Source organism: Endozoicomonas sp. ALC013 (assembly GCF_049310205.1).
Classification (GTDB): Bacteria; Pseudomonadota; Gammaproteobacteria; order Pseudomonadales; family Endozoicomonadaceae; genus Endozoicomonas.
Genome location: NZ_JBLYNS010000356.1, coordinates 1 through 1,709, shown reverse-complemented (window position 1 = coordinate 1,709; position 1,709 = coordinate 1). Strand labels below are relative to the sequence as shown.

The following is a 1,709-nucleotide window of genomic DNA, read 5'->3' as shown; positions in this document are numbered from 1 at the left end:
TAAAAGATTTAGACATCTTTGAGGGTAATTTGAAATGCAAGCATCTTCATCAACTTCATCAATTATCCAAATGCCTCTGACTCAGAGTGCGGAAGCCTCTGATTCACCATTTATTCCAGAACCGATATTTTGTCAGTGTAAGTGTATGGGACGAAATGTTTCACTGTTGGAACGAACAGCTGTTAATCTGGCTTTTAGCCTGCCTACAGCCTGTGGTGTTGCAATTATTGTCGGACCTGTTGTTACGGCGGTTGCCGGTCCTTATGCAGGTAGTTTGGCAGGTAGTTTGGCAGGTAGTTTGGCAGGTTTTTTTGCAGGTTTTGTCGTAGGTGGTGCTGCCGGTATTGTCGCCGAGCATGTGTATGTTCGGTGTCGGCATGTAGCCCCGACGGAATCACCTGTACGGCTTACAGGGATGATCAGTCATGACCCTGAGCAGGTTGTTTGAAAATAACGTAATTGTTCTTCTTCTGAGAGTAATAACCTGTTCTCACTGTCCTGGTATTGAGCGGTCGATTATTCACTCTCAGTCAACACTATTTGTCTGGCCGTTGTGGACGAATTGCTGCTCTTCCAATATCTCTGGAAGCTGACCCGGATCAGGGTCAGCCAGGCAAAATCAATGGATCAACGGGTTGCCTAATGCTTCACACGCACCGGTCAGGCCGGGATTGTCGTGAACAATCAGGTTGGTGGGGATACCCGCCAGATAACCGGCCATCTTATCGTTAAGGTCGAACGATGTCCTGAAGTCCGATTGAGCGAAGAACTCCGGGAAGCGTGGAATAATACCGCCAGCAATATATACACCCCCCTGGGCTCCGGTGGTCAGTGCCGCATTACTGGCGGCCCTGCCCAGCAGTTCACAGAAATGCAGTAGTGTCTGGCGACAGAGGGGTTCTCCGTCCAGGGCCTGGGCCGTGATCTCATGATTTTTCAGTGTCTGTGTTTGGCCAGACAACATACTGTGGGCCTGATACAGCCGTTCAATGCCAGAACCGCACAGTACCGATTCCCAGGAAACATAGCCCAGCTGCTGCTGAAGAATACCGAGAATCTCCTTATCCATGGCAGATATGGGAGAAATCGCCGCATGTCCGCCCTCTCCGGGCAGAGGCAGCCAATGATCGCCTACCTTCTTCAGTGCGGCGACGCCAAGGCCCGTGCCTGGTCCAATAATCAGTTTGGTGGCCCCCGGGATTGCCTCTCCGTGGCCAATCCTGACCAGGGTGTTTTCAGGCAGGGCAGGGAGGGCAAGCGCCTGGGCGGTAAAATCATTGATCACTTTGAAGGACAGCAACTTCAGCGTGTCTTTCATGTCAGACTGGTTGAATGCCCAATGGTTGTTGGTCATTTTTATCGTCTGGCCACTCACTGGGCAGGCAAACGCCATGCAGGCATGATCCACGGCGACTTGCTGATGCTTCAGGTAATGGCTGACCGCATGATCAAGGTTGTCGAAGTCATTACAGGCCAGCACTTGTATCGAGTCTGTTTGCAGCTTGCCACCCAGTGAGAGTGCAAACCTTGCGTTGGTGCCACCGATATCCGCTACCAGTGCCATTGAGTCATTCAATAAAGTGTCACGTGACATAATGAAGAGTGCTTCTGTTATGTACCCAGAGCAGACGATCCTGTTGACGTTTCGTTGCGTGCTCAGCGTATCAGGGCGCTCCTATGACGAGGCGCGGCATTGCAGGAAGGCTGGG

2 protein-coding genes are annotated in these 1,709 nt (G+C 51.5%); one reads left to right on the top strand and one right to left on the bottom strand.

Annotation, left to right across the window (positions count from 1 at the left end; all coding sequences use genetic code 11):
- Positions 1-34: 34 nt before the first annotated feature.
- Positions 35-448, top strand: coding sequence for a hypothetical protein (locus ACO6V1_RS23810; RefSeq protein ID WP_422445617.1), 414 nt, complete (start codon positions 35-37; stop codon positions 446-448).
- A gap of 171 nt (positions 449-619) precedes the next feature.
- Here ACO6V1_RS23810 and glk read toward each other — a convergent pair whose 3' ends face one another.
- The gene (glk, locus tag ACO6V1_RS23805; protein WP_422445615.1) at positions 620-1,594 is read right to left on the bottom strand and encodes a glucokinase; all 975 of its coding nucleotides are present in this window, start codon (positions 1,592-1,594) and stop codon (positions 620-622) included.
- Positions 1,595-1,709: the final 115 nt, after the last annotated feature.